This window comes from Binatus soli (SeqCode), assembly GCF_050015535.1.
Taxonomy (GTDB): Bacteria; Desulfobacterota; Binatia; order Binatales; family Binataceae; genus Binatus; species Binatus soli.
Genome location: NZ_JBEKBF010000003.1, coordinates 16,345 through 37,819 on the forward strand (window position 1 = coordinate 16,345; position 21,475 = coordinate 37,819).

The window sequence follows — 21,475 nt, forward strand, 5'->3', positions numbered from 1 at the left end:
CTATGCGCCTGGCAGGTTGATTGCTTCGACCTCAGCGTCGCGCTGATGCTTGCCGATCAGGCTGCGGCTGAAGATCGAATACACGGCCGGCACGACGAACAAGGTCATCATCGTCGCCGCGAACAGTCCACCGATTACGGCGCGCCCGAGCGGAGCATTCTGCTCGGAACCCGAGCCGAGTGAAAGCGCCATCGGGAGCATCCCGAGAATCATCGCGAGCGCGGTCATGATGATCGGGCGGAAGCGGATGCGGCCGGCCTCGATGGCGGCGGCGAGCGGACTATAGCCTTCCTCGCGCAGCTCGTTGGCGAAAGTGATCAGCAGGTTGCCGTTGGCGACGCCGACACCGACGGCCATGATCGCGCCCATCAGCGATTCGACGTTGATGGTCGTACCCGTTATCGCGAGCATCCAGAGCACGCCGGCCAGCGCGCCCGGCACCGCCATCATGATGATGAAAGGCTCGAGCCACGATTGAAAGTTTGCGACCATGAGCAGGTACACGAGGACGATGGCCAGGATCAGTCCCTCGCCAAGGGTGAGGAACGAGTCGTGCATCGCCTGGCTCTGGCCGCGGATGACGACGTGAGTGCCGGCGGGCAACTTGCCGAGGTTGTTGATCTCGCGCTGCACGGCGGAGGTGACGCTGCCGAGATCGCGGCCTTCGACGGCCGCATCGACGTCGATCACGCGCTGCACCGTGTAATGCGCGACGACCGCGGGATCCCATCCGTGGGTGATCGTGCCGAGGTTGCCTAGCAACTGGGGCTGGCCCTGCGTCCCAGTGGCCGAAGGGGGAGTGCTCAGCGGTATGTTCGACAGCGTGGCGACAGAGTCGATCAGATGCTGCGGCGCCTGCGACACGACGCTGTAGTTGACGCCCGATTTCGGATCGAGCCAGAAGTTGGGCTGCAACAGCATGGCGCCGGAGAGCGTGGAGAGCATGCTCGAGGCGACCTCTTGCTGCGTGATGCCGAGTTCGAGCGCCTTGTCGCGATCGACGTTCACGCCGAAGGTCGGATAGTCCTGCGGCTCGGCTATTCTGAGATCGCTGACGCCGGGGATCAGCCTCATCCGATCCTGCAGGCGCAGTGCAATGTCGTAGTCGGCCTCGAGGTTGTTGCCGTTAATCTGCGCATCGATAGCCGCGGGCAGGCCGAAGTTGAGCACCTGGCTGACGATGTCGGCGGCCTGAAAGTAGGCGGTGACGTTTGGATATTGGCGCTTGAGCAGGCCGCGAATCTTATCCTGGTAGATGGCGGTGGGCTGATGGTCGGGCTTCAACTGGATCAGCAGGTCGGCATCCTGCGGCCCAATCGAATCAGTGTGATAGAACGCCAAGTCGTACGAGAGCGGGAGACCGATGTTGTCGCTGATGCCTTGCAGCTCATCGGCAGGGATGACGGTACGAATCGTGCGCTCGATATTGTCCACCATGAACTCGGTGTGTTCGACGCGGGTTCCGGTCGGCATCCGCAAGTGCAAGCTCATCATGCCGGCGTCGATGCGGGGGAAGAAATCTTCGCCGACCACCAACAGCATCGCCAACGAAGTCAGAATCAGGATGGCGACGCAGGTCAGCGAGAAATTTCGGCGCGCGATGAACTTGGCGAGTGCGAAGCGATACGAATGCTTGACCTGCTCGAAGCGGGCGTCGAAAGCGCGGACGACGCGGGCCCAGCGGCCGTCGCCCAGGTTTTCCTCGTGCTCTTCGGGGAGCAGAAGACGCGCCATGGTGGGGACCAGGGTGCGCGAGAGCAGATACGACGTGAGCATCGCGAAAACGACCGCCAGCGCGAGCGGGGTAAACAGGAATTTCGCGACTCCGGTCAGCAGCACGACCGGAAAAAAGACGATGCAGATGGCGAGCGTGCCGACAAAGGTCGGCCCGGCGATCTGCGAGGCGCCGTCGAGAATCGCGACCAGCAGCGGCTTGTGCATCGCATGGTTGCGATGGATGTTTTCGACTTCGACGGTCGCGTCGTCCACCAGCATCCCGACCGCCAGCGCGATCCCGCCCAGCGTCATCGTGTTGATCGTCTGTCCGGTGAGCTTGAGACCGACGATGGCGGTCAGAATCGACAGCGGAATCGAGGTGATGACGATGATCATGCTGCGCGGCGAGCCGAGGAACAGCAGCACCATGATCGCGACCAGCAGCGCGGCGGTGACGGCCTCCTGCACGACGTCGCGCAGCGCGGCGCGAACGAATTGCGACTGGTCGAACGTGAGCATCACGTTCAAACCCTTGGGCGCAGTGGCGCGGATGTCGGGCAGCTTTTTCTTGACCGCGTCGACGACGGTCAGCGTGGAAGCATCGGCGTGCTTGACGACGAGCAGATAGGTGGCCTGCTGTCCATTGAAGCGCACGACGTTGGTTTCGGGCTGATGCGAGTCGGTGACGGGAGCAACGTCACCGAGGAAAACGGGCGCGCCATTGACGTACTTGATCGGCAGGTTGTTGAAATCGGAGACTTTGGGCACCGACATGTTCAAGTCGATGTTATATTCGTAATTCCCCATCTTGGCGGTGCCCGACGGGATGACGACGTTGGTCGAGGCGAGTGCGTTGCCGACGTCGAAGGCGGAAAGCCCGTTGGCGTAGAGCGCGGAGGGATCGAGGTTGACCATCACCGAGCGGCTGACGCCGCCGAGGGGAGCGGGCGAGGAAAAGCCGGGAATCGTGAAGAGCTGGATCCGGATGAAGTTGAGTCCGTAGTCGAAGAGTTTGTTGGTAGAAAGAACGTCGCTGTAAACGTTGAGCTGCGCGACCGGAACGTTGCTGGCGTTGTACGAAATGATCTGCGGGGGCTGAATACCGCGCGGCAGGTTGCTCAGGATGCTCTGAGACACCGAGTTCATCTGCGCGATCGCGCCGCCGACGTCGGTGCCGGGATAGAAATAGACTTTGAGGAGCCCGATGCCGTTGATCGATTCGGATTCGATGTGCTCGATGCCGTTGACGGTGGTCGAGTAAGCGCGCTCGGAGATGAAGACCATGCGGCGCTCGACGTCGAAAGCTGACAGACCCGGGTAATTCCAGACCACCATGACGACCGGCAGATCGATCGACGGGAAGATGTCCACGTTCATGAGGCCGAAGCTGAGCACGCCGAGGACGAGCATCAGCAGCGCCATCACCGCGACTGAGAGCGGCCGGCGAAGCGCGAGGCGGACGATCCACATAAGGTGTGCCGAAGACCGTAGTTAACTGGTTAGGTTCGCGGTCATCGACGATAACACATAATCAGCGAGTGCAATTTTCAAAATATTGGACGGCGTCGAGCAAGGCAAGTTTGCAGGGAATGAACGGAGGATTCCGTATAGTCAGTGGCGCGAACGGGGCGACGGGCGCGCGGGCTTTATGGCACTGGGGCGGCGGCGAGCAGGCCGGCAGCCTCGTCGTAACCGAGCATCAGGTTCATGTTCTGCACCGCCTGACCCGAGGCGCCTTTGCCGAGGTTGTCGATCGCGGTTATCACGAGCAGGGTTTCGCTGCGTCGATCGAGGATGAACGCCAACTCGCAGAAATTGGTGGCGCGCACGTTGCGCAGTTCGGGCAGTTCTCCCGGCTTGAGGATTCGCACGAACCGCGACTTGGCAAAGCTGGCCTCGAAGGCGGCGTGAACGTCGCCCTCGGTCGTGCCGGCGCGCGGGCGCATGAAGATCGAACTGAGAAGACCGCGCGTGATCGGCAGCAGATGCGGCACGAACAGCAGCGCGATGTCGCGGCCGAGCGCGGCGGAGATTTCCTGCTCCATCTCGGGGACGTGGCGGTGGTTGCCGACCTTGTAGGCGCGGAAATTCTCGTTGACTTCGGCAAACAGCTGCTCGATCGACGCAGCCCGGCGCGCGCCCGTCGTGCCCGACTTCGCGTCGATGATTATCGAGGACGGCTCGATCAAGTCGCGCCTTATGAGCGGCAGCAGCGCGAGCAGCGCGCCGGTCGGAAAGCATCCGGGGGTGGCAACCAGGCGCGCCTCGCGAAGCTCATGGCGATGGAATTCGCTCAGCCCGTAAACCGCCTCCTTGAGGAGTTGCGGCGCGGGATGATCGACGCCGTAAGTGGCGCGGAACTGCGCCGCATCCTTGAACCGGAAATCCGCCGACAGGTCCACTACCTTGAGGCCGGCCTTGATTAGTTCAGCGGTATGCGCGGCGCCGGCCGTCTCGGGCAGGCACGAGAGCACGACCTCGGCGCGGCCCTGGACCAGGTCGGGGCGCAATTCCTCGAACGGCGGCAGGTCGACGCCGGCCATGTGACGGTAAACATCGGCGACCTCGCGCCCGGCGTAATGCTCGGAGGTGAGCACGCTCAACTCGACGAACGGGTGGCTGGCGAGGATGCGGACCGCCTCGATACCCGAGTATCCCGAGGCGCCGACCACCGCCACCTTGACCTTGTCGTGCGTAGCCACTTGGCGAATCTCAATGCTCCTTTGCGAATTCCTATCGACGCAACTCACCTAGCATGATTGCGCACGCCGAGCCAGTTACTTGGTGTCGAACTCGAAAACCATTTCGGCCGGCGGATGGTCCGGATCGGCGCCGAGCCTGTCCAGGTACATCCGCACCGGAGTGTCGTGGGGCCGCTCCTCGCCCAAGCGCTTAAGCTCGTCGACCGCGGTCTGCGCCGCACCATGCCGAATCATCTTCAGTGCGCTGTCGAAGCGGCGGTAGAATGCCGGATCGACGCTGTCGTTGTCGCGCCCGGCTACGTCGACGATCGCCACCAGGCGCTCTTTTCCCTTGACCTTCACCAGTCCGAGCTCGCGCCCGACGAAACCGGCGCCGGCTTCGGTGTAGGTATGCAGACTGACCAGCAGATGCACCTTGAACTGGCGCGTCAGCCCCTCCAGCCGCGATGCCAGGTTGACGGTATCGCCGATAACCGAGTAGTCGAAACGCCGTTCGCCGCCGAAGTTGCCGACGATCGCGTCACCGGTCGCAATTCCCACGCCGATGTCAATTTCGGCGAAGCGAGGGTCATGCTTGCGCATCGCTTCCAGCTCCGCGAGCATCGCAAGCCCGCTGTCGATCGCTGCGCGCGCGTGATTCGCCACCTCCAGCGGCGCCCCCCAGAACGCCATGATGCCATCGCCGCGAATTTTGTCCACGACGCCGCCGCTCTCCATGATGTGGTCGGTCATCTTGGTCATGTAATCGTTCAACAGCGCCACGAGCGCCACCGGGTCTGTGCGCTCGGAGAGCCCGGTGTAGTTCACGATATCGGCGAACAGGATGCTCATGTGGCGGCGCTCACCGCCGAGTTTGAGACCGTCGCGCTGGTCCAGCACCGCCGAGATCACGTCGGGATGCAGGTAATGCTCGAAGGCGACGCGCAAGTGGTGCTTTTCGCGTCCTTCGGTGATGTACCGATATCCGGCCAAAAACATGTACATGAGAATCGCGGTGAGGATGGGGAAAACGACCCCGATCACAAGACCGTCGTGAAGCAGTCGCGTCTGAGCGTAAGCGTAGTAGCCGACCAGCAGGATCACGCCCAACGCCGCCGACGACAGCGCGGACATCCACGCGACGCCGAGCGACATCACAATACCGATCAGGATCGCGGCGCCAAGCGCTATTCCCCGCGCCTCGATCGGGCGCCGAATGAAGTCGCCCTGAATCATGTTGTCGATCGCGTTGGCGTGGATCTCGACGCGTGGCATGTCAGGGTTGATGGGCGTCACGCCGCGATCGCCAAGTCCGTGAGCGGTCGCGCCGACCAGGACAATCTTTCCCGCCAGTTGCTCCGGCGCAATCCTGCCATTGATGATGTCCGAGATGGAGTAGTGCGGGAATGGATTGGCGCCGCGCCGGAAATTCACCAGCATCAGGCCGTTGTCATCGACCGGTATCCGCTCACCGCCGACCGACACTCCCGACACGCCGTTGGGATTGAGTCCCAATACCATCGGCGCGCCGCCCGCATACGCGTCGGCGACGGCGATAAACAGCGGCGCACAGTAGCGGCCGTCGAAGCGGATTACCGTCATCTCGCTGCGGATTTCACCGTCGGCGTCCGCGTCAACGTCGAAGTATCCGAGCGAGTGGGCGGCATCGTCGAGCAGCACGTAGGGAGGCTGATACGCCTGCGCCTGAATCAAATCGGGAGGCTTGCCCGGTGCCTGTCGTACGATTGCATAACCGAACGGCTCAGGCGGTCGAATCTTGTCGAGGTACCCGACCGTTTTGACGCTTCCCAAATGACCCTGGGATTGATGGCTCTGGAATGCGTAGCCAAGCACGGTCAGGCCCTGCGATTTCATCGCGGCGGCAAATGCCGCGTCGTTGCCGGGACCCAGGACCTCGCCGATCGCATCCTGCTTGAGGCCAAGTCCCGCGAGCTTTTCGCCTATCTCCCCGCGCGTTACATCGCTCTTGTCGGCTTCGCTGAAGATCGCATCGAATCCTATGACCTTGACCTTGTAGTCCTTGAGCGCATCGACCAGCCGGGCGAGCACGAGCCGCGGCCACGGCCATTGCCCAAGCTGCGCGATACTCCGGTCGTCGATCATGGCGATCGCGACCAGGCCCGAGGACGGATGGGGAGCGATGGTATTGATTCGAAAGTCGTACGCGATCAGGTCCATCCGCTCGAATGCGCTGTGGAAGCGGTCGTGGGCGGCGAACATCAAACCCAGCAGCACGATCCCGAACAGGAAGGTGCGCCACGAGAATCTGAGAGCCGTGTGTGACGGTTTTGCGCTCGCCATCGTTACCGATTCGAGCTTAGCTCGACGGCGCGGGCCCCGCTAACCGCGCTTGCCGACGCCGCGAGCATCCATCACGCGCGGTTTGCGCATGCGCGTGAAAGGTCGCGCCTACTCGAACCAGCTGAGCTGCTTGTACACGCTGATCTCGCCGTACTGATGAGCGTTGCCATAGCCCGCCTGCGCGCTCACGCCAAGCTGCCACGGCCGGTAGTAAAAGCCGAGATCCGGTCCACCCTGGCCCTGCGCGTAGGCCAGGAAGCCGCCGTTGTACATCGCGCCGCCGACACCGGCTATGATCATGTAGTGTTCGGTCGAGAGCAGGATTGCCTGCAGATCCATTTCGGTGCTGGTCACGCCATTCTGGAAATCATGCACCGAGCTGAAAGATCCGTTGAGCGGATGCTGACTGTGCAGAAATATCCAGCTCGAGAAATCGCCCTCGACCACGCTGGCGTCGCTATCCGCCACATCGTGGCCGCCCGAGACGTAAAGATGCGTCCCCGGGAACAGTGTGAAATCGAGGCCGCCCTGGAAGCGGCCGAAGTTGAGGCGCGGAAAACTGCCGCTGCCCGGCGCAAGGGGGCTCTCGAAGCCGCCGCCGATCCACATTTGGTAGCCGGTCGCGCGGCCGAAGACCCCGATGTACGGCGTGACGCTTTGCTCGACCTGCGTGCCCTCCTGAAGGACGCCATATTTGTCGCTGACGAAGCCGCCGGCGAAGGCGGTCGCCTGGAGAAGTCCCGGCGCTTGGAGGGAGAAGAATCCCGGATACGTGTCCTCAAACCATTGCGCATGTGCTGACGGCGCGACCGCGAGCGCGCTCAACGCCACTGCGAACGCGAGTGCGGCCGTCATGCTAACGCGGGGAATTCGATTCTTCACCACCTCTCACCTCCCCCTCTATCGAGCTCGTACACAGGCCGGACATACCGGCGGCACCGGACATGCCGGCGGCGGTGCACCGCTCGATCCCGCCACCGTTCCCGTGAACACGCCACCGCCGCCACCGCCGCCGCCTCCCGCGTGCGCGCTGCCGAGCGAGTTTGCACCGGTCATCGCCAACGGTCCGGGAGTCGTCGGAGGTTTGTCGCACGGCAGCGTCGCCTCGTAGCCCGAACTGATATCCTCGCCCGCGTTGGGAGTCGCAATAGGCGACAGGTTGACGGTCCCTTGATAGACGGAGACGTCAGTATATCGTTCGCATCCCTGGTAACCGGACCTGATTACATTCCCGGTGTACGCGGTATCGAACTTCGTGCCTCGCACTGCCGCGACCGCGTTGGGAGTATGCACCTGGTAATTTGCCGGTGCGCCGCCCGATGCAGCGTTTACCAGCGATCGCAGGACTCCCGAAAACAAACTCACGCGCGTCGAAGTGGCTCCGCCGGTAATCGTGAACTGATCGAGCGTGATGCTGCTGACGGCGTCCAGCTCGAGCCGGCTCTGATCGTTGAGCACGATAACCGCGTGCCCGCTGGCGCCGGTCACGATTCGATCGCCTACATCCACCCCGACTCCTGGCGCTGCTCCGATTGTCGCGCCGGCGCGCTGAATCTGGACTTCACCGCTCACCGAAGAGAAAGATCCCGCTGCCGTCTGCGCCAGCGCCGGCCCAGATACCGCAAGCACCAGCGCGCCTATGAGCAAAAGCTCCGCACCAAACACGGCGCTATACTGACTTCGGTTTCGACGCATCTAATGACGCTCCTTTACTGCTGGCGCTCTTCTTGTATTTGTCCACGCAATGATTTGTCAACCGCCGCCTGTAAGTACTTGTAACAGCAGCACAAATGAAAAGGGCGCGAGCATCGCTCACGCCCCGGTCATCTCAAATTGAATTGTTGGCGCCCGCGCGCGGATTCGATTCGATGGTCCCTAACGCTTGGAGTATTGCGGCCGCTTGCGCGCCTTGTGACGCCCGTACTTCTTGCGCTCGACCTCGCGCGGATCGCGCGTCAGCATCCCGCCCTTGCGCAGCGTCGGCCGCAGCGTCTCGGTCGCGCTGACCAGCGCGCGCGATATCCCGTGACGGACCGCGTCGGCCTGCGCCGCGATTCCGCCACCCTCCACGCTCACCAGCACATCGTACTGGCCCACGGTCTCCGTCGCCTCGAACGGCTCCAGAATCCGCATTCGCGACGTTGGCCGCGGGAAGTAGTCCTCGAGCGTGCGCTCGTTAATCGTGATCGTGCCGCTGCCGGGCAGCATTCTGACGCGCGCCACCGCAGTCTTGCGCCGCCCCGTAGTCCAGATGATGTTTTTCTTTTCTGCCATGTGACGATCTGTGCCTTGTTAAACGCTGACGGTCCGGATTATACGCTTACGCTTTTGGGCTTCTGCGCTGCGTGCGGATGCTCGGCGCCGCGATAAACCTTGAGCTTGTTGAAAATCTGATGGCCGAGTCGATTCTTCGGCAGCATCCCCTTCACCGCAATTTCGAGCAGCCGCTCGGGCCTGGCTTCGAGCATCTTGCCTGCCGACGTCGTGCGGATTCCGCCCGGCCATTCCGTATGGCGATGATACAGCTTGCTCTGCAATTTCGATCCCGTCAGGCGAACCTTGGCGGCGTTGATGATAACGACGAAATCGCCGGTATCCTGGTTGGGAGTGTAATCGGGCCGCGTCTTGCCGGTCAGCAGGCTCGCCGCGCGCGACGCCACTCGTCCGAGCGCTCGCTCGCTTGCATCGATCACTACCCACTTGCGGTCGCGCAGCCCGTTCTCGCGCGAGATGCTGCGGGTTTGTTCGGTTAGCTTCAAGTTCGTGCACCTAGGTGAAAAGTAAAAAAACGTTAATTTTGGCGGGGCCGATGGGATTTGAACCCACGACTTCCGACGTGACAGGCCGGCGTTCTAACCGGGCTGAACTACGACCCCGCCGCAACCATCCTTTGTTACATTTTCCAGCCCGCGTAGCAACAACGCATTGCGCAGTTGCGCGGACTTCGCGCTGAAATTTCCCGGCGCTACGCGACGCGGCGCATGAGCTCTAGGATGTCGTAGCCGGTGATCTCGCGGCTCTTCGCCGACCAATCCCGAAGCTCCGTGTCCGACACCATCCCGGCCTGCGCCCCCTTGGCGAGATCCATCAGGCCGATTTTGATCGTCGCCTCGTCGATCATCTCGCCCGATTTGGGGTCGGCCATCGAGCCGCCGCCCTTCTCGTGGTAGAGCTTGATCACGCGGCGCGCCTCCTCGACCTGATCGGCGCTCGGAGTATAGCACGCGTTGGCGATCTCCGCCTGCTGCGGATGTATCACCCAGGTGCCGTCCATCCCGAGGTTCGCGGCGCCGACGTTCTTCTCGCGCAGGGCCGCCTGCAGTTCCTTGACGCGCTCGGGTGAATCCGTGTTGCGCCACAGCCGCAGATAGACGTTGTCGATCGCGTGCAGCCCGGCGGCCTTGGCCGCGACCACCACCGCCTGCTTGGAGTAGTGAAAATTCTGATTCTGATTCTCGACGATCTCGCGGATGCCGAGATTTGCGGCGTAGTCGGCAATGCCGAACACCAGCCCGCACATCCGATCCGACGCGGTCGCGATTTCGTACGCCTTGATCAGCGCGTGCGGCGTCTCGATGAGCGACTCGATCTGAAGCCGGTAGTTCCATCCGCCGCGCTTTTCGAGATCGTCGAGCAGCTTCGACACCTCGCGAATTTCCTCCGGCCCGCGCGTCTTCGGCAGCATGATGCCGTGGAAGCGATTGGGCGCGCCAAGCACGACGGCCTCCATGTCGCCCTTGAAGAACTTCGAATGGATATTGTTGGGCCGCACTGTGACGACCTTCTTGCCGAAGTCGAGCGTGTTGAGCGCCTCGACCATCACTTTGCGGCTCTTGTCGCCCTTGAACTCATACGGGCACGCGTCTTCGAAGTCCGCCATCACGTGATCGACCGGCGCTTTCACCGCGTCGGCGGCAGTGACATGCAGCTTCATGTTGTGGCCCGGATAGGTCAGCTCGGTGCGCGGAATTACGAAACGTGCGCCTTTATCCAATACGTACATCGATTGATTCTCTCCTGGAGAATTTCACTTCGGCCGCTCAGGGCTGAAGGTAGTGCAGCTTGCGTTTGACCAAAACCGTCCGCTCGATTTCGACGACCACGGTGCCGTCGGGTTTCTTGCCAACCAGTTTGAACTTCACCAGTCCCGCGTCGGGCCGGTCCGCATCGCGCTTCTCGAGCACGGTCGATTCGGCGTAAATCGTGTCGCCATGAAAGACCGGGTTGGTATGCTTGCCGTTGTCCATCTCGACTTCGGCGATCGCGTTCTCGCTGGTATCCTCCGACGCGAGCCCGACCGTGAACGCCAGCACGACGCCGCCGTACACCAGCAGCTTGCCGCCGACGTAGGCGCCCGGATTCTTGTCGATCAAGTCCTGGTTGAAGTGCAGCTCGGCCGTGTTCATCACCAGCGAAGTGAAGATGTGATTGTCGGCCTCCGTGATCGTGCGGCCGCGCTGATGGATCAGCGTGTCGCCGACCGTAAAATCCTCGAAGTAGCTGCCGTCGTTGGTGATGCTCATAGCGCGATGCGCCCCCCTGGTCAGTTCTGCTCCATGATACGCCGGCCGATGACCTCGTACTGAATCTCGCTGGTGCCCTCGAAGATCGACAGCACGCGCGCGTCGCGCCAGAAGCGCTGCGCCTCGAACTCCATCGAGTATCCGTAGCCGCCATGCACCTGCATCGCTTCGCGCGTGACCCGCTCGGCCATCTCGGCGGCGAACGCCTTGGCCAGTCCGGCCTCGTAGTCGCATCGCTTGCCGGTGTCTTTTTCGGCGGCGGCGAAGTAGCAAAGCTGCCGCGCGGCCTCGATCTCGACGGCCATGTGCGCCAGCTTGTGCCTGATCACCTGGAAGTCGCCGATCGGCTGGCCGAACTGCTTGCGGTCTTTGGCATACTTGACCGCGCATTCGAACGCCGCCTGCGCGACGCCGACGCCGCGCGCGGCGGTCTGGATTCGCGCCGCCTCGTAACTCGCCATCAATTGGTAGAATCCCTGCCCTTCCCGGCCGCCAATCAGATTCGCCGCGGGTGCGTAGGCGTCGTCGAACTGCAGCGCGTAACTGCGCATCCCGTGGTAGCCGATGGTGGGAATCGGCGAGCCGGTCAAAGTCGGCGGCATGAAGTCGTCGCCCGGCTGCTTCTCGAACAGGATCAGCGACAGTCCCTTGTGCCGCTTGGAGATGTCGGGGTCGGTCCGCGTCATCACGGTCAGCATATGCGCGCGATTGGCGAACGTGCACCACATCTTCGCGCCCGTGATCAGATAGCCGTCGCCCTGTTTGACCGCGCGCGTTTTGAACGACGCCGTGTCGCTGCCCGAATCGGGCTCGGTGAATGCCGCCGCGGTCAGAATCTCGCCGCGTGCGATCGGCGGGAGGAATTTCTTCTTCTGCTCGGGCGTGCCGTTGGCGCTGATCAGAGTGCCGGTGATGATGTTGCGCGTCATCACCGAGCCGACGCTGAGCCATCCGCGCGACAACTCCTCGGTGACGATCGCCATCGAGATGTAATCAAGCCCCATGCCGCCTTCTTCGGCGGGAAAGATCACGCCGAAGTAGCCAAGCTCGGCCATCTGCTTGAGGATGTGTTCGGGGATTTCCTTGTTCTCGCGATCGAGGTCGTTGGCGATGGGCTTGATCTCGGCCTCGACGAACTCGCGGACCGAGCGCCGGATAAATTCATGCTCAGGCGTGACCAGAGGCATCGTGTGCTCCTACGCGGGAGGGTTGCGCTTGCGTATCAGGACCGGCCGCTCGTACTCGAGCACCTTTTCGCCGCGTTGGTTGTAGCCGGTGGTGCGGAACTTGACGACGCCGCGATCGGGCCGCGAAGTGTCGCGCTTGGAGAGCACGATCGACTCGGAGGTAATCGTGTCGCCGGGATAAACCGTCTCGTGCCACTTCATTTTCTCGTAGCCGAGATGGGCGATCGCGCGTTCGCTCAGATCCTCGACCGAAAGCCCGAACACCACGTTCATCACCAGCATGTGATTGACGACGACGTTCTTGTAGCCGAGGCTCTGCGCGTACTCGCGATTGAAGTAGCTCGGGTTGAAGTTCATCGTGACGCTGGAGAAGAAGCTATTGTCGCCCTCGGTTATGGTGCGTCCCCAATGATGCTTGAAAAGATGGCCGACCTCGAAGTCCTCGAAGTAGTGACCATGCTCGATTTTGCGCACCGCCATGTGAGTTACTAAAACTGCCTTTTCCCCGTGATCGTTGAATCGCGAAAAGTCCCGAGGCCGAATCAGTTTTTTATGGAATTAACGGCTATGGGTCAACCGATCGCAGGAGTGTTCGTTTCGTTCCCGCGCTATTGGTATAATCGGCATGTCGATTTGGCGCCGTTCCCATTGGAGGCGAATCATTGATGTTGGAGTCGGCATCTTCGTTCAGCCTAGTCTACACTGTATCAAAGGACCTCTGGCGCGCACTTCGAGGACGTCGCAGAACCGCGACTCCTGAAGAAATCTTAGCGCGAAGACAACAATGGAAGTCGACGTTCGAAAGAGAGATCTGGAGGAGGCACGCGAATCGATTTCGTCGCGACGCTATTATCCGAGACGTTAGACGGATTGACCATTACCCAGACGTGAATGACAAAGCGAACGGTATATCACCTTGGTTCCGGAGCGACTTAGTGGGGACTTACCACAAAGGAATTCTTGTTGGACTGAGATGGGAAGAATTGAAGCGAACTGATCATCCTGATGAATGGCGATACATTAACTACAAGTCGGGCGAGAACGGGGATATAAACCTCCTTCTAGTCGGACGAATACCCTACGAAAATATCGAGAATGTCGACTGGCAGGGAGACGAATACTATCCCTTACCCCATATCTATTGCCATTTCGATGCTCGGAAGCGGGAACCGTACGAGAGCTTAGCTTTTTGCAGCGAAAACCGGTATCGGAACGAGCTGCCATCCTACGTCGAAGTTGTGCGGTACGAGCAGGTTCGCGAAGTAACCAACAAATTTAGAATTCCCACGGTATTCTAGTATTTCGGAAACCCTCTTTTGTCATTCTTCGCTTCGCTAAGAATGACAGGAAGGCGGTTCCCCAACCTCTAAAAGATAAGTATTGTCAAATCTGCGGCAAACAGGTAGCTAATTCCGGCGCGCGTTTTGACCGAAACCTCGAACCAGGACTGGAGCTAACCGAGACTGCCGCTCGTCGTGGAGTATCGCCCCGCTGGTAACAAACTAAAAATTGAAATGAGCCATAAAGAAATTTACGAGATCGGCCAGGTGCCCCCAATCGGGCACGTGCCGAAGCAGATGTACGCGCAGGTAATCCGCGCGGACCGATTCGGCGACCCCAAGCACGCGTTCAAGATCGAGAAGATCGCGGTGCCGGAAATCCGCGCCGACGAAGTGCTGGTTTTCGTGATGGCGGCGGGCGTGAATTTCAACAACGTGTGGGCGGCGCTCGGCTCGCCGGTGGACGTGATCGGCGCGCGCCAGAAAGCCAAGTACGATCATTCGGATTTTCATATCGGCGGCAGCGACGCGTCGGGAATCGTCTATGCAGTCGGCCACGACGTGAGCAACGTCAAGGTCGGCGACCGGGTGGTGATACATTGCGGCGTTTGGGACCGCAACTCGCCGTCAATCCGCCGCGGCGAGGATCCGATGTACGACCCGTCGTTCAAGATTTGGGGTTACGAAACCAACTGGGGAAGCTTCGCACAGTTCGCGCGCGTGCAGGCGCATCAGTGCATGCCCAAGGCGAAGCATCTCACCTGGGAAGAAGCAGCGGGCCCGACGCTGGTGGGCGCAACCGCGTACCGGATGCTGATGGGATGGCCGCCGCACGTCGTGCGGCGCGGCGACGTGGTCCTGATTTGGGGCGCGTCGGGCGGCCTCGGATGCATGGCGATTCAGATCGTCAAGGCCGAAGGCGGAATTCCGGTCGGCGTCGTCGGCGACGATCGCAAAATCGATTACTGCGTCAAGCTCGGCGCCAAGGGTTGCGTCAATCGGAAAAAGCATCTGCATTGGGGCATGATGCCGCATTGGAAGGATACCGCGGTGTACAACAAGTGGGCCGCGGAATGCCGCGCGTTCGGCAAAGCGATCTGGGACGTCGTGGGCGAGCGGAAAAATCCGCGCATCGTATTCGAGCATCCCGGCGAAGACACCATTTCAACTTCCGTGTTCGTGTGCGACACGGGCGGAATGGTCGTGATCTGCGCCGGCACCACCGGCTACAACGCGGTGGTGGACCTGCGCTACTTGTGGATGCGGCAGAAGCGGCTGCAGGGCTCGCATTTCGCCAACGACGAGCAGGCCTACGCCTTCAATCAGCTCGTGCTCGACGGCAAGATCGATCCATGCGTCGCCAAGACCTACCAATTCGACGAGATTCCGGAATGCCACCAGGCGATGCATGAAAATCGCGCGCCGGAGGGCAAGATGGTGGCGCTGGTCGGCGCACCGAGGCTTAGCCTGAAGGATCTCCGGCTGTAACGCGAAATCGCCGGCGCGCTATTCCGCGCATCCGATCCTCGACTACAATCGGGCCACCACGATGGCTACGCTCGATTCGGTAAAGCTCGAACTCGCGCGCCAGGTCGAAGGCGAAGTCCGCTTCGACGCCGGCACTCGCGCGGCATACGCGACCGACGCATCGAACTATCGCCAGGCGCCGGTGGGCGTGGTGATTCCGCGACACGAAGGCGACGTGACTGCGGCGCTTTCGATCGCACGCGAAAACTCGATGCCGATTCTTGCGCGCGGCGGCGGCACCAGCCTCGCCGGCCAGGCGTGCAACGCCGCGCTCGTGCTCGATTTCTCGAAGTACATGAATCGAGTGATCGCGATCGAGCCCGGCGCGCGCGTCGCGCAGGTCGAACCCGGCGTGATCCAGAGCCATCTCAACGCCGCGCTCGCAGCGCACGGCCTGTTCTTCGCGCCCGATCCATCGACGAAAGATCGATGCACCGTCGGCGGGATGATTGGCAATAACTCGTGCGGTGCGCATTCGGCGGCATACGGCAAGACCGTCGATAACGTCGAGGCGCTGGAAGTCATCCTCTACGACGGAACGCAACTTTCGTTGACCGGTTCGATTGCCGACGCGGAAATTGGCGCGGCAATCGCGCGCGGCGGCCGCGAAGGCGAGCTTTACTCGCGCATCCGCGAACTTCGCGACCGATCCGCCGATTCCGTGCGCGCTCATTTCCCCAAGCTTCCGCGCCGCGTCTCGGGGTACAACCTGGACGAGCTGATGCCGGAGCGGGGCTTCAACCTAGCCCGCGCAATCGTTGGCTCGGAGGGCACGCTCGCCGCAGTCATCCGCGCGACAATACGAGCGGTGCCGCGCCCGCACGAAGTTGGGCTGGTCGTGCTCGGATTCGACGACGTATTCGTCGCGGCGGATCAAACGCCGTGGCTGCTCGAGCATCGCCCCGAAGCGCTGGAAGGCTTCGATGAGAATCTTCCCGAGTTCGCGCGCATCAAGGCGATGCCGGGCGTGCGATTTCTCCCCGCCGGGCGCGCTTTTCTGCTCGTCGAGCTGGGCGGCGAATCGCAGGGCGAAGCGCGCGAGCGCGGGGAACGCGTGATCGCGCAGGCGCGCGGGCTGCGCGAATGCACCGGCGCCACTTACCTTGCCGACGCGCGGGAGCAGGCCGCGGTCTGGCAGATTCGCGAGTCGGGGCTCGGCTCGAGCGCGTTCATCCCGGGCCGCCCGCGCAGTTGGCCGGGCGCCGAAGACTCAGCGGTGCCTCCGGCCAGGCTCGGCGCGTTTCTGCGCGGCTTCGATCGCATCCTCACCAGCCACAACCTCAGAGTGGCGACCTACTACGGACATTTTGGCGAAGGATGCGTTCACGCGCGCGTCAATTTCGATTTGGCCAGCGCACCGGGAATCGCGACGTTCCGTGCGGCGATGATCGATCTCGGCGGTCTCGTCGCGAGTCTGGGCGGTTCGCTCTCGGGCGAGCACGGCGACGGGCTGGCGCGCTCCGAGTTGCTGCCGATGATGTTCCGGCCCGAGCTGATCGACGCGTTCCGCGATTTCAAGCGAATCTTCGATCCCGATTCGATGATGAACCCGGGCGTGATTGTCGATCCGCATCCGCTCGACTCGCACCTGAAGCTGGGCGCGAACTATCGGCCGCGCGAAATCGCCACGCACTTCAACTTCAGAGCCGAAGGCGGACTGGCGGGTGCGGCGCTCAGATGCGTCGGGATCGGAAAATGCCGAAAGACCGAGGCGGGCACGATGTGCCCGTCGTACATGGCGACGCGCGAGGAAATCCATTCGACCCGCGGACGCGCGCGGATCCTGTTCGAGGCTTTGACCACCGACCTGCTGCCCGAGGGTTTCGCCGATCCGGCGGTGCGGGACGCGCTGGAATTGTGTCTGTCGTGCAAAGGATGCAAAAGCGAGTGTCCGTCGTCGGTGGATATGGCGGCGTACCGCGCGGAATTTTTCTTCAACTACTATCGAAGTCATCGCCGTCCGCTTTCGTCGGCGTTCTTCGGCAGACTAAGCGAAGCCGCGCGGCTCGCGTCGTACGCGCCGTCGCTGGTCAACGCCCTGGCGCACGCGCCGATTGTGGGCGGCGTCATGAAAAAAGCGCTCGCGATTCATCCGCAGCGTGAATTGCCGCGTTTTGCGCGGCGGACCTTCCGCTCATGGTTCGAGCGCAGGGCGGCTCCCAGAGCAGGCGGACGCGAAGTCGTGCTGTTTCCCGACACCTTCAACAACTTTTTCGAGCCGCACGTCGCAATCGCCGCGGTTGAAGTCCTGGAGCGGGCCGGATTTCGCGTGATCATTCCGCGCCATCAGCTATGCTGCGGCCGCCCGCTCTATGATCAGGGGATGCTGGAGCAGGCGAAGGCGCGCCTGAATGACGTGATGGAAGCGCTCGATCCATTCGTCGCGGTGGGTATTCCGATCGTTGGACTGGAGCCGAGTTGTATCCTGACTTTTCGCGACGAGTTGCCGTCGTTGTTCCCCGACGACGCCCGGGCCATCGCGCTCGCGTCGAATTCATTGCTGCTCGACGAGTTGCTTGTCCGCGAGGGGCAGAATTTCGCGCCGCCCGAGCTGCGCAAGCCGACAATCGTGCAGGGGCACTGTCATCAGAAGGCAATCGCGGGAATCGGCGACGAGGTCATGCTGCTGTCACGCGCGGCCGGCGCGGAACTCGAGGTGCTCGACGCGGGATGTTGCGGGATGGCGGGAGCGTTCGGCTACGACCGCGAGCATTTCGAAGTATCGAAAGCGATCGGCGCGAGAGTTTTGATTCCGGCGATCGAAAAGGCGCCGCCAGAGGCGATCATCGTCGCCGACGGGTTTTCGTGCCGCTCGCAGATTCGCCATTTCTGTCCGTCGCGGCGCCCGATGCATCTGGCGGAGGTGCTGAACCTACCGACTGGCGGATAAGAGGGGAAAGCGCCGATAGGCGAAATGCCGGCGGCTCCGATAGCCTCGTCGGACCGAGGAGTCCAGAAAGATGCGGCTGGGAATCACCATCTCGAAGTGTGCGGGGACGGGCGCCTGCAAAAGGGCGGCGCCCCGCCGGGAAAGCGGCAGGCGCCTCGCGATCCAAGCCGCGGCCGCATTCGCAGCCTCGCTCGCGTTCATTCTTGCGCTCGCGCCCACCGCTCCCTTCACCAAAGAACTCGGCGTATGCGAATGCGGCGCGGTTCGCGACGTTCTCGCGGGCAGCGTCATTCTGCCACATTTCAGCCCGGGGACACTGGTCCACGTTCCGCCGATGTACTGGTGGACAGCGGCGCTAGCCGTGGACGTGTTGGGATGGCGCGAGGTCGCGCTGCGCGCGCCGTCAATTCTCGCGGTCGCGCTCACCGTCGCCGTCCTCTATGCGTGGATGGCGTCATCGATTGGGCGCAGGGCGGCATTGTGGTCGATGCCGGCCCTGCTAACCGCGGCATATGTCGCCGATGCCGCGCGCCAGCCGCGAATGGATGCGCTCTTGATGATGTTCCTGACCACGGCGATGGTTTGCCTCGAGCGTGCTTTCTCACCGTCCCCGCGTTCGCCGAGCGCCGCCGACCCACACTGGAATGGCTCGGCTGACTACACGCCTGAGCGTGTCGGCAGCCGGAGGAGGGCGCTATTGGCCGGGGCCGCCGCCCTTGCCATGAGTGCGGCGATTCTCACCAAGGGCCCGATCGGTGTGATCTTGCCCGGCCTGACACTGGCGATTTTCTTCACGATTGAGCGCCGCGCGCGCGAACTCTTCCGTCCCGACTTGATCGCTACATTCGGCGGCGCAGTCGCAATCGGCGCGGCATGGTATCTCGCCGCACTAGACGTGGGAGGCCATCAATTCTTCGCATTGCAAATCGCGCATGGGTTTTTCGGACGCTTCCTCGGCGCCGCAGTTGGGGTGGCCGCGGAATGCCACAAACCCTTCTACTATTTCATCCCGCGACTGATCGCGGGCTTTCTCCCATGGAGCCTCTTCTATCCCGCGCTTGCGATCGTCATATGGCGGGAGTCCGCGCGCACGGCGCCGCCAGTGAGGTTCGCGCTGTGCTGGTTCATCGCGGTGCTTGGCTTCTTCACGATTTCTGCAAGCAAGTGCCCAGTGTACATCCTGCCGCTGTTTCCCGCGCTTGCCGCGGTGATGGGATGGTTCCTGGCCGACGTCGCCGGCCGATCGCGCGAATCGGATCTTGCGCGGCGACTATTTGATTGGGCGTCGATCGCGATCGGCGCGGGCGCAATTGCGATCACCGTCGCGATGGGTGCACTGATTCTGTCAGGCGCCGTCGCGTCTGTCGGCGAGCACCTGCATCCCACCGACCAGCGTTTTCTCGAGGTGCTTGCCGCGGCGACGTTGCGTGGATCATTCGGCGTGATTCTTGTGGCGACGTTATGGATTCTGGGCGGCGCCGTAGCGCTTACGTCGGTCGTGCGCGGCCGCGCGACCGCACAGTCACTCGGCGTCGCGCTTATCGCGATCGCAGGTACGCTCTTCTGGTATGGATTCCTCAATCCCGCACTCGCGTCGGAACAGACACTGAAGGCGTTCGCGAAGGTCGTCGATGCGGCAGCGCCCGCGGGAAGTCCAGTCGACTACATCGGGCAGCTCGACTGCGATCTCGAATTCTACTCGGACCACACGATCGGATCGCTGAACAATTTTCAATGCACCAAGGAAGGGGCGAACGGGTACTTCATCCTGTGGCAGGATCATTTGAAACGTCTCGCACCGGAGCAGAAGGCGTGCCTCAATCCCATCGCGCAATCCGCGGCAGTCGATCGCCATGGCGCGCGCGTGCTGATGATTGAGCGGAAGTGATATGCGTGGTCCGATGACATCGCCGCCATTCCATGTTGAGGCTTGGGCAGCATCGAAAATAGACAAACGTTCAGACGCAAGCCAGTAAAAAACGAAAAATCAGACGAAGGTGCGCCGCGCGAGGTAGTACACAACGGCGCCGACGATCGCGTAGACGGCTATTCCCTCGACCAGCGTCGCGCCGCTGGTGACGACGACCAGGCCGACGACGAGGACGGTGCCAACGACGGCCACGACCTGCTCGATGCGCTTCTCGCGCGCGCGGACCCGGGCGACATGGTCGCTGATGCCCGTCCCGCAGTTGGGGCATACGCCGCCGCGCTTGACGACCACGTCGGCCTCGCAGCCGGGGCATTCGATTTTCGTTCGCAGGGGCATCGCGGAGCAGGAATGACGGTTGCGGTAAAACGCTACGAGGTATGGCCGCGATTGGCAAGACAAAAGCGGCGCGCGTGTCGAAGACACGCGCGCCGCTTTGTAATTGCAAAGTGACGACGGTCGCGGTTGCGACCGTCGTCACTTGTTTCCTGTCTTATGCGCGCGCTTTGCGCAGTTTGCGCGCCGAGCGCTTGGCGATCCGCACGCGCTCGGGGCGGCGCTTGACGCGCGCCGGTTTGGCGGCGACTTTGGCCCGCTTCTGAATTGCGACCGCGGCTGCGGGCGCGGGCGCGTGGACTGCAGGCGGCGCGACCGCAGCAGCCGCAGGCTGCGTCGCAGGCTCGGCGGCAGCGCGCTCGGCCTCGAGGGCGAGCGCGGCGCGCTGGCGCACGATCGCGTCAAGGCGCTTTTCCTTCCATTTGCGCAGACCCATCCGCATGTACTCGGGATTGATGTCGAGCATGTCGCAGACGTTGTCGAACGAAAAGACCCAGCGCTTGTCTTCGTGCGAGATCCATTCGTCGGCGTCGCGGAACAATCGCTGGCCCTTGCTGGTGGACGCATCGATGCATTTCATGAAGCATTCGATCGCGTCCTCGAGCACGCTCAGGATGAGCCGCTTTTCGCCCTCGAGCAGATGCTTCTTGCGCATCGCTTCGAAGTATTGAACGGGCAAAAGGGTGTCGGGCTCGAACAGCCCCGGCAATCTTTCGTCCAGTGTTTCCTTTTCCTGCATCTTCGCTCCGTTGTCCGCCTTCAATATTGTGCTTGCATCCACCGCCCCACCCTCCTCGTAGTTATGACGCAGCCACGCCTACGCCTATTCAGAGTCGTCTTCGTTCTGTTCCTTGAATATTTCGTGCCATGCCATCTGGATGGCTTCCAATTTCGCTTCGGTAGAGCCCTCGCGACTGTCGTCGAATTCGTCGAGATCGACGACCCATTGACGCAGGTCAGTGAAGCGCGCGTCGAGCGGGTCCAGTCCCGGATGATTCTCCGCAAGCACTTCGGCAATTTCCTCGGCCTGATCCCACTTGAACCCCATCGTCAATACGTCCCTCGCCCGGCTTGCGTTGCAAATTA

At 62.1% G+C, this 21,475-nt stretch carries 17 protein-coding genes and 1 tRNA gene; 3 read left to right on the forward strand and 15 right to left on the reverse strand.

Annotation, left to right across the window (positions count from 1 at the left end; genetic code table 11):
* The 12 genes from ABR989_RS02725 to ABR989_RS02780 all read right to left on the reverse strand — a co-directional run bounded on the left by ABR989_RS02725 (nucleotide 1) and on the right by ABR989_RS02780 (nucleotide 12,909).
* Complete coding sequence (locus ABR989_RS02725; protein WP_428125580.1) at nucleotides 1-3,186, reverse strand: efflux RND transporter permease subunit; 3,186 nt, start codon at nucleotides 3,184-3,186, stop codon at nucleotides 1-3.
* 176 nt (nucleotides 3,187-3,362) lie between these two features.
* Complete coding sequence (argC, locus tag ABR989_RS02730) at nucleotides 3,363-4,418, reverse strand: N-acetyl-gamma-glutamyl-phosphate reductase (protein WP_428125582.1); 1,056 nt, start codon at nucleotides 4,416-4,418, stop codon at nucleotides 3,363-3,365.
* Nucleotides 4,419-4,493: 75 nt separating this feature from the next.
* Entirely contained in the window at nucleotides 4,494-6,719 is a 2,226-nt protein-coding gene (locus ABR989_RS02735) for a CHASE2 domain-containing protein (RefSeq protein WP_428125583.1), read from the reverse strand.
* 108 nt (nucleotides 6,720-6,827) lie between these two features.
* Nucleotides 6,828-7,601, reverse strand: coding sequence for a hypothetical protein (locus ABR989_RS02740; RefSeq protein ID WP_428125585.1), 774 nt, complete (start codon nucleotides 7,599-7,601; stop codon nucleotides 6,828-6,830).
* A gap of 18 nt (nucleotides 7,602-7,619) precedes the next feature.
* Nucleotides 7,620-8,414 carry a FecR family protein gene (locus ABR989_RS02745; protein ID WP_428125587.1) on the reverse strand — a complete coding sequence of 265 codons (795 nt, stop codon included), beginning with the start codon at nucleotides 8,412-8,414 and terminating at the stop codon, nucleotides 7,620-7,622.
* A gap of 180 nt (nucleotides 8,415-8,594) precedes the next feature.
* Entirely contained in the window at nucleotides 8,595-8,993 is a 399-nt protein-coding gene (gene rpsI / locus ABR989_RS02750) for a 30S ribosomal protein S9 (RefSeq protein ID WP_423949603.1), read from the reverse strand.
* 38 nt (nucleotides 8,994-9,031) lie between these two features.
* Nucleotides 9,032-9,478 (reverse strand): 50S ribosomal protein L13, encoded by a 447-nt coding sequence (rplM, locus tag ABR989_RS02755; RefSeq protein WP_428125589.1) that lies wholly within the window; start codon nucleotides 9,476-9,478, stop codon nucleotides 9,032-9,034.
* A 39-nt stretch (nucleotides 9,479-9,517) separates the two neighbouring features.
* A tRNA-Asp gene (locus tag ABR989_RS02760) sits at nucleotides 9,518-9,595 on the reverse strand.
* Between the two features lie 89 nt (nucleotides 9,596-9,684).
* Complete coding sequence (locus ABR989_RS02765; protein WP_428125590.1) at nucleotides 9,685-10,722, reverse strand: HpcH/HpaI aldolase/citrate lyase family protein; 1,038 nt, start codon at nucleotides 10,720-10,722, stop codon at nucleotides 9,685-9,687.
* A 37-nt stretch (nucleotides 10,723-10,759) separates the two neighbouring features.
* Nucleotides 10,760-11,242, reverse strand: coding sequence for a MaoC family dehydratase (locus ABR989_RS02770; protein ID WP_428125591.1), 483 nt, complete (start codon nucleotides 11,240-11,242; stop codon nucleotides 10,760-10,762).
* 20 nt (nucleotides 11,243-11,262) lie between these two features.
* A complete protein-coding gene (locus tag ABR989_RS02775) occupies nucleotides 11,263-12,429 on the reverse strand; it encodes an acyl-CoA dehydrogenase family protein (RefSeq protein WP_428125592.1) in 1,167 nt (388 codons plus the stop codon).
* 9 nt (nucleotides 12,430-12,438) lie between these two features.
* Complete coding sequence (locus ABR989_RS02780) at nucleotides 12,439-12,909, reverse strand: MaoC family dehydratase (protein ID WP_428125593.1); 471 nt, start codon at nucleotides 12,907-12,909, stop codon at nucleotides 12,439-12,441.
* A gap of 1,034 nt (nucleotides 12,910-13,943) precedes the next feature.
* On the opposite strand from ABR989_RS02780, the gene ccrA reads away from it, so the two are divergent.
* From ccrA to ABR989_RS02795, 3 genes are all read left to right on the forward strand, one after another.
* Nucleotides 13,944-15,197, forward strand: a complete 1,254-nt coding sequence (gene ccrA / locus ABR989_RS02785) for a crotonyl-CoA carboxylase/reductase (protein WP_428125594.1) — start codon at nucleotides 13,944-13,946, stop codon at nucleotides 15,195-15,197.
* 61 nt (nucleotides 15,198-15,258) lie between these two features.
* On the forward strand, nucleotides 15,259-18,126 hold the full coding sequence (locus ABR989_RS02790; protein WP_428125596.1) for an FAD-binding and (Fe-S)-binding domain-containing protein: 2,868 nt from the start codon (nucleotides 15,259-15,261) through the stop codon (nucleotides 18,124-18,126).
* Between the two features lie 70 nt (nucleotides 18,127-18,196).
* Nucleotides 18,197-20,014 (forward strand): ArnT family glycosyltransferase, encoded by a 1,818-nt coding sequence (locus ABR989_RS02795; protein ID WP_428125597.1) that lies wholly within the window; start codon nucleotides 18,197-18,199, stop codon nucleotides 20,012-20,014.
* Between the two features lie 99 nt (nucleotides 20,015-20,113).
* On the opposite strand, the gene ABR989_RS02800 is transcribed toward ABR989_RS02795, so the two are convergent.
* The 3 genes from ABR989_RS02800 to iscX form a co-directional block, all read right to left on the reverse strand.
* Nucleotides 20,114-20,392, reverse strand: a complete 279-nt coding sequence (locus ABR989_RS02800) for a hypothetical protein (protein WP_428125598.1) — start codon at nucleotides 20,390-20,392, stop codon at nucleotides 20,114-20,116.
* Nucleotides 20,393-20,546: 154 nt separating this feature from the next.
* Entirely contained in the window at nucleotides 20,547-21,170 is a 624-nt protein-coding gene (locus tag ABR989_RS02805) for a hypothetical protein (RefSeq protein ID WP_428125599.1), read from the reverse strand.
* Nucleotides 21,171-21,212: 42 nt separating this feature from the next.
* The gene (gene iscX / locus ABR989_RS02810) at nucleotides 21,213-21,437 is read right to left on the reverse strand and encodes a Fe-S cluster assembly protein IscX (protein WP_428125600.1); all 225 of its coding nucleotides are present in this window, start codon (nucleotides 21,435-21,437) and stop codon (nucleotides 21,213-21,215) included.
* Between the last annotated feature and the right edge of the window lie 38 nt (nucleotides 21,438-21,475).

Excerpts from the sequence above, each read along its gene's own strand:
- ABR989_RS02725 (WP_428125580.1), bottom strand. The coding sequence starts at position 3,186 with ATGTGGATCGTCCGCCTCGCGCTTCGCCGGCCGCTCTCAGTCGCGGTG.
- ABR989_RS02735 (WP_428125583.1), bottom strand. The coding sequence starts at position 6,719 with ATGGCGAGCGCAAAACCGTCACACACGGCTCTCAGATTCTCGTGGCGC.
- ABR989_RS02745 (WP_428125587.1), bottom strand. The coding sequence starts at position 8,414 with ATGCGTCGAAACCGAAGTCAGTATAGCGCCGTGTTTGGTGCGGAGCTT.
- rpsI (WP_423949603.1), bottom strand. The coding sequence starts at position 8,993 with ATGGCAGAAAAGAAAAACATCATCTGGACTACGGGGCGGCGCAAGACT.
- ABR989_RS02765 (WP_428125590.1), bottom strand. The coding sequence starts at position 10,722 with ATGTACGTATTGGATAAAGGCGCACGTTTCGTAATTCCGCGCACCGAG.
- ABR989_RS02770 (WP_428125591.1), bottom strand. The coding sequence starts at position 11,242 with ATGAGCATCACCAACGACGGCAGCTACTTCGAGGATTTTACGGTCGGC.
- ABR989_RS02775 (WP_428125592.1), bottom strand. The coding sequence starts at position 12,429 with ATGCCTCTGGTCACGCCTGAGCATGAATTTATCCGGCGCTCGGTCCGC.
- ABR989_RS02780 (WP_428125593.1), bottom strand. The coding sequence starts at position 12,909 with ATGGCGGTGCGCAAAATCGAGCATGGTCACTACTTCGAGGACTTCGAG.
- ccrA (WP_428125594.1), top strand. The coding sequence starts at position 13,944 with ATGAGCCATAAAGAAATTTACGAGATCGGCCAGGTGCCCCCAATCGGG.
- ABR989_RS02790 (WP_428125596.1), top strand. The coding sequence starts at position 15,259 with ATGGCTACGCTCGATTCGGTAAAGCTCGAACTCGCGCGCCAGGTCGAA.
- ABR989_RS02795 (WP_428125597.1), top strand. The coding sequence starts at position 18,197 with ATGCGGCTGGGAATCACCATCTCGAAGTGTGCGGGGACGGGCGCCTGC.
- ABR989_RS02800 (WP_428125598.1), bottom strand. The coding sequence starts at position 20,392 with ATGCCCCTGCGAACGAAAATCGAATGCCCCGGCTGCGAGGCCGACGTG.
- iscX (WP_428125600.1), bottom strand. The coding sequence starts at position 21,437 with ATGGGGTTCAAGTGGGATCAGGCCGAGGAAATTGCCGAAGTGCTTGCG.